The 5,796-nt window shown below is 49.8% G+C and carries 2 protein-coding genes; both read right to left on the bottom strand.

What is annotated here, in order from left to right:
- Nucleotides 1-97 precede the first annotated feature (97 nt).
- Nucleotides 98-3,196, bottom strand: a complete 3,099-nt coding sequence (locus ACKI3C_RS12030; RefSeq protein WP_407405380.1) for a dockerin type I repeat-containing protein — start codon at nucleotides 3,194-3,196, stop codon at nucleotides 98-100.
- A gap of 971 nt (nucleotides 3,197-4,167) precedes the next feature.
- Nucleotides 4,168-5,475, bottom strand: a complete 1,308-nt coding sequence (locus ACKI3C_RS12035; RefSeq protein ID WP_407405382.1) for an inositol-3-phosphate synthase — start codon at nucleotides 5,473-5,475, stop codon at nucleotides 4,168-4,170.
- Between the last annotated feature and the right edge of the window lie 321 nt (nucleotides 5,476-5,796).

Below are 5,796 nucleotides of genomic sequence, written 5' to 3' on the forward strand. Positions count from 1 at the left end.
GGGGAACTCGCGGAAATTTTTTGCTCCTTGGGAAATTTTTCAGAAATTAATAATATTTCCGCGAGTTCCCCGAGTTCCCCGAGAGGAAAAGAGAGGGTTAGAGGATGATTGCGAGGATTGCGTTGATGTCGATGATGTCGATAGCGCCGTCGCCGTTGACGTCGGCACGTCCGTTGTAATCGTCAGCGCTGGCGTTGCCCAGGGTGATGCTCACGAGCACGTTGATGTCGACCACATCGATAATTCCGTCACCGTTGACGTCGCCCGTAGCAAACTCGGGTTCATCATTGTGCTTCACTGTCCATCCCTCGGGGATGTAGCTTGGACCAAATTTGAGTTGCAGTTCTTTGGGACACACGAACTCTCCCTCGCTTGCTACATTTGCGAGCCAGTTGTAAGTATAGGAATTACTCCAGTCGGTGAATGCTACTTCTATGCGATTGAGACTCGCGCAGTCATAGAACATGCTAGTGTAACAACCATAGACAAGCGTGGTTGCGGGCAGAGCGGGAGCCTCGCTCAGTGAGGTACAATTCATAAACATTGCCGCATAGCAGTTCTCGGCGAGTGTGCTTGCGGGGAGCTCTGGTGCCTGTGTGAGTGAGGTGCAACCGTCGAACATCCAATCATAGCAGTACTCGGCGAGCGTGGTTGCGGGCAGCTCGGGTGCTTGGGTGAGATTAAGGCAGTTTCTAAACATTGCCGCATAGCAGTTCTCGGCAAGCGTGGTCGCGGGCAACGCCGGAGCTTCGCTCAGTGCTCGGCAGTTTTGGAACATACTGTTGTAGCAGATCTCGGCGAGCGTGGTTGCTGGCAACGCTGGAGCCGAGGTTAATTTAGTACAAGAGTAGAACATATCGCGGTAGCAGTCGGCAGTCAGTGCGGTTGCCGAGAGCAACGGCGGTGTGGTGAGGTTCTTGTTGTATTCAAAGAGGCGGTAGAAGCAAGCGCGCGACGGGATGGCGGTTGTGGCGCTGTGGACGTCGATGAGGCTCATAAGGTAGCCACTGGCTGCCAGGGTTCCGCTGCCCGAGGTGGTAAATATCGAATAGGGTATGTCATAGATCGACGTGGTCTCGTCGTTGCCGGGGTTGCTGAAGCCGGTGGGGTTAGAGCCGCGCAGGCGCAGTTTCTGGCCGTCGGTCAGGTTGATTGCGGTGTAGTCCCATGTGGTCCATGTGGCGCCGTCGTCGAGGGTGTACTCCACGCTGGGCGCGTTGCCGTTCTTGTTCTCGATGCCGAGGGTCACGCTGCCCGTTGCGGTGAAGGTGAGGTACTCATGCTCGTGGCATGTTGCACACTCGCCGCCGGCAAAGTTGTGGCCGGACAAGGGGATGTCCTGTACATCCTTGGTCTGGGTGTACTTGTTGCCGTCCACGGTGAGGGTGGCGGTGTAGGTGTTCACGCCCATTTTCGAGCAGGTGGGAGCAGACTTCTGCTTGCGTGTGATGCCGCCGTTGGGATAGGTAGCGGTTGACTCCTTCTTGTGTGTGCAGCCGGTGGCGGTGCAGGTGACGGTCAGCTTTGCCGACTGTCCGTTGTCGTTCCACGCCCATGTGCTTTTGAGAGTATGGGCGATCATGGCGATGTCCTGCACGTCCTTGCTTGATGTGTAGCTCTTGCTGTCCACGGTGAGTGTGGCGGTGTAGGTGTTCACGCCCTTGGCGAAGCATGAGGGGGCCGACTTCTGCTGGCGTGTGATGCCGCCGTTGGGATAGGTAGCGGTTGCCTCCTTCTTGTGGGTGCAGCCAGTGCGCTTGCAGGTAACGGTGAGCTTAGTTGACTGTCCGTTGTCGTTCCACGCCCATGCACTGCTCAAGTCATGGCCTAAGGCACTGATTGACACATTGGTAATTTCGCCGCCGGTCTCGCTTGTAAAATTCTTGCCGCAATCGTTGCAGTGGTAGTGTTTTACATTACCCGCTGCGGTGCAGGTGGGTTCCTTGCGCTCTACCCAGCTGCCATTGTGATAAGTATTGTAACTATTAGTGTTAGAATAGTAGGGGGTTCCATAGTTGGTACCATTGCACTTGCGGTCCTGGATTTTATAGACATAGGGGGGATATTGTTCCAATCCATTATAAGTAAAACTGGGGTCTGACCTTCTCAAGCGAGGGTATGTTTCACTGCCCAGCTCTTGCACCCAGTTATATGCATTGGATAAAATGTCATAGATATAAGGCGCATTAGCGAGAGTGTAGGTGATGTAACCGCTCTGGCACTCGGCATGGGTGCAAGTCTTGTTTGAGGAGGGGATAGAAGGACCGTCGGTGTTACAGGGCTTGCCACCACACGAGTCGGTGAGGCAGAAGTTGTTCTCGGTTTTAGAGGCATTCGCCCTCAAGCGGCCGGCAACGCCGCACACATGGGTGTTTTTACCCGCATAGTGCAGGCCCATGCTGCTGAAGCAACCGGCAAGACCCTTAAACTTATTGTTCTCATTGTTATTATACCCCAGGATGCCACCTAAGGTGGGTTCCGAGCCTGTAGAGTAGATAGAGCCGCTACTGCAGCAATGGTCAATATACGCATCACTTTGAGCATGGACAAATCCCGCGATACCACCTACGCAGTCGGTGGTGGTTCCAGCATTGATAACGCCATTATAGGTGCAGGCTTGAATAGGAGCGTAACCTTCAAAATGACCTACAATTCCTCCGATATGATGTTGTGCAACACCCTTGACATCAATATCAACATTACATGTGATGCGATTTATAAATGTGTTAATAGCAGTGCCTATTACTCCGCCTATATTTGTCAACCCTGCGGTACTCGAACTTATTTTTCCGTTTACTGTAAAATTACATATAGAACATAGTTCTTCACCACTACCACTTATACCTTTTACATATCCAAAGAGGATACCAGAATGGCTATACTTGTAATTTATTTCGCTGTCTATGAAATTAATGGTATATCCATTTCCGTAAAATGAACCAAAAAACGGGTGGGCCTCATTGCCAATGGGGGTAATGTGATTCACATAAAGATCGGCCACTACTCGTATATAAATATACTGGCCGTCCACCTTGCCGTCACGGTACAGAGCAGAAATAAAGTCAAGGTCCTGTCCGAATTCGAGAAGGTAAGGGGAGTTATAGGTTCCTGAACCTTTCAGTGCCCAGGCGGCCTGTGGCATGAGCATGACGGCAACGAGCAGTGCCGTGATGCGAAGTAAAAGTTTTTGTTTCATGTCGTATATCGTTTTTTAGTTAATATTCCGTTTTCGGTGTCTCTCGCGCTTTCCTCTCGGGGAACTCGCAGAACTCGGGGAACTCGCAGAACTCGGGGAAATTTTTACTGAAAGAAATTATTCGAAATTAGAAGAAATTTTAGTTCTTGTGCCGAAAAATAATTTATCATAATTCTGGATAATTTCTTTCAGTTAATTGTTCTGTCTCAAAACATCAGCGGGATCGGCGCGAGAGGAAATACTCTATCGCCAATCCGATTAATAAACACGCGGCAAGTGCTGCCACGCTGATGAGCAGCACTTGCATGTCGGTGAGTGTAGTGATAGTAATCATAGCTTTTTTGTATATTGGGAGTCTTTCCATCGACAAAAGTAATATATAATAATATAAAAAGTTGTAAGACTTGTATGTTTAGGTGTACGATTAAGGCAAAAAAGGTGTACGATTTGTAGAAGTCGTACACTTTTTTTCAACTTTGCCGCTCGGGGAGGTTTTGTCTCTCGGGGAACTTAACCTCTCGGGGAACTCGGGGAACTCGGGGAAATAACTGAAAGAAATTAAAATAATTAAAATTATAGCTGACGCAGTGGTTCCCTCCCCGAGAGGTTAGGGGAGAAAACTGAAAGAAATTAAAATAATTAAAATTATAGCTGACGCAGTGGTTTCTTCCCGAGAGGTTAGGGGAGAAAACTGAAAGAAATTAAAATAATTAAAATTATAGCTGACGCAGTGGTTTCTTCCCGCGCGCGGTGAGTCCAAGTTTCAGAATTTAATAATAGTTCCCCGAGAGGCAAAAAAAAATCCCCGAGTTCCCCGAGTTCCCCGAGAGGCAAAACCTCCCCGAGTTCTGCGAGTTCCCCGAGAGGTTAGAGTTCCCCGAGAGGGTAGAGTTCTCCGAGAGGTTAGGGGAAAAGAAAAACAGCCATTACTCTCGCAATAGCTGTTTTTACAATATGAAAAGAATCTTAGATTAGTCGATTTCTTCGTCGGCTTCGTATCCACCCATTTCGCGGATAGCGTTTTTGAGCATGACGTACTGCTGGAAGAGGTGGTTAACGGGCACTTCGTCCTGGGTGTAGTCGTGCTGCGGGCTCTTGAGGAAGAAGCTCAAGAAGCGCTGTGTACCCCAGCGGCCAGCGCGGTGAGCGAGGTCGATCAAGAGACACAGGTCAAGGCAGAGGGGAGCAGCGAGGATAGAGTCGCGGCAGAGGAAGTTGATCTTGATCTGCATGGGATAGCCCATCCAGCCGAAGATGTCGATGTTGTCCCAGCCTTCCTTGTTGTCGTTGCGGGGAGGATAGTAGTTGATGCGTACCTTGTGGTAGTAGTCAGTGTAGAGGTCGGGCTGCTCTTCAGCAACGAGGATAGACTCGAGAGTAGAGAGCTTAGAAACCTCCTTAGTGCGGAAGTTAGCGGGCTCATCGAGCACGAGACCGTCGCGGTTGCCCAGGATGTTGGTAGAGAACCAGCCGTTGAGACCGAGCATGCGTGTGCCAATGATGGGAGCGAAACCGCTCTTGACGAGAGTCTGGCCAGTCTTGAAGTCCTTACCAGCGATGGGGAGTTGCTTCTTCTCGGCGAGTTCCCACATAGCGGGGATATCGACAGTGGTGTTGGGAGCACCCATCACGAAGGGAGCGTCCTCCATGAGTGCAGCGTAGGCGTAGCACATAGAGGGAGCGATGTTGGCAGTGTCGTTGTCCTTCATAGCCTGCTCGAGAGCAGCGAGAGTGCCGTGCACAGCCATGTTGGGAGCGACGTAGATCTCGGTAGAAGCAGCCCAGAGCACAACAACGCGCTCAACGTCCTTCTCGGCCTTGAAGTTGCGGATGTCCTCGCGGATAGCCTCGGCCATTTCCCAGCGAGTCTTCACGTCCTTAACGTTGTCACCGTCGAGGCGCTTTGCGTAGTTCTTGTCGAAACCAGCCTTGAGGGGCTTGATAGCGAGGAGCTCGTCCTTAACGGGGTTGATGTCTTTCTCTTTGAGAACCTCGGCGTTGATAGCGCTCTCGTAGGCGTTAGCGGGATAAACGTCCCAAGCAGCGAACTCGATGTCGTTGAGCGAGGGCATAGAAACGATCTCGTTAACTTTGAGGTACTTCTTGTCGGCGCCACGGCCTACACGGATTTTGTCATATTGAGTTGTTGAGCCAACGGGCTTAGCAAGACCTTTGCGTGCCATGAGCACACCAGTGATGAAAGTGGTGCTAACTGCACCCAGACCTACTACCATGATACCAAGTTTGCCGGTAGCGGGTTTTGCGATTTGATTTGCCATTTTTAATTTATTATTAATAATGTATAGTTAATTTCTAGCCAATACACCTCCCATGCAGGAAATGCGGGACAAAAGTACAAACTTTTTCTTTACTATAAAAGAAAATAATGTTATGAAAACGTTAAATTCTTCTAAAATATCAACGTGATTATAAAAAATAGTTGATTTATGTCTGCTAATGGGCAGATTTGGTTAATAAATGCAAAGTATGCACCTGGGCAAAAATGGGTATTTTCTCATTTTTTTGCCTCTTTTTTGTCTCTCGGGGAACTTGACCTTTCGGGGGAGCGGGGGGAAACCGGGGAAAATATTATATGTTTG

The sequence above is a fragment of the Sodaliphilus sp. genome (assembly GCF_045598405.1).
Taxonomy (GTDB): domain Bacteria; phylum Bacteroidota; class Bacteroidia; order Bacteroidales; family Muribaculaceae; genus Sodaliphilus; species Sodaliphilus limicaballi.

Excerpts from the sequence above, each read along its gene's own strand:
- ACKI3C_RS12030 (WP_407405380.1), bottom strand. The coding sequence starts at position 3,196 with ATGAAACAAAAACTTTTACTTCGCATCACGGCACTGCTCGTTGCCGTC.
- ACKI3C_RS12035 (WP_407405382.1), bottom strand. The coding sequence starts at position 5,475 with ATGGCAAATCAAATCGCAAAACCCGCTACCGGCAAACTTGGTATCATG.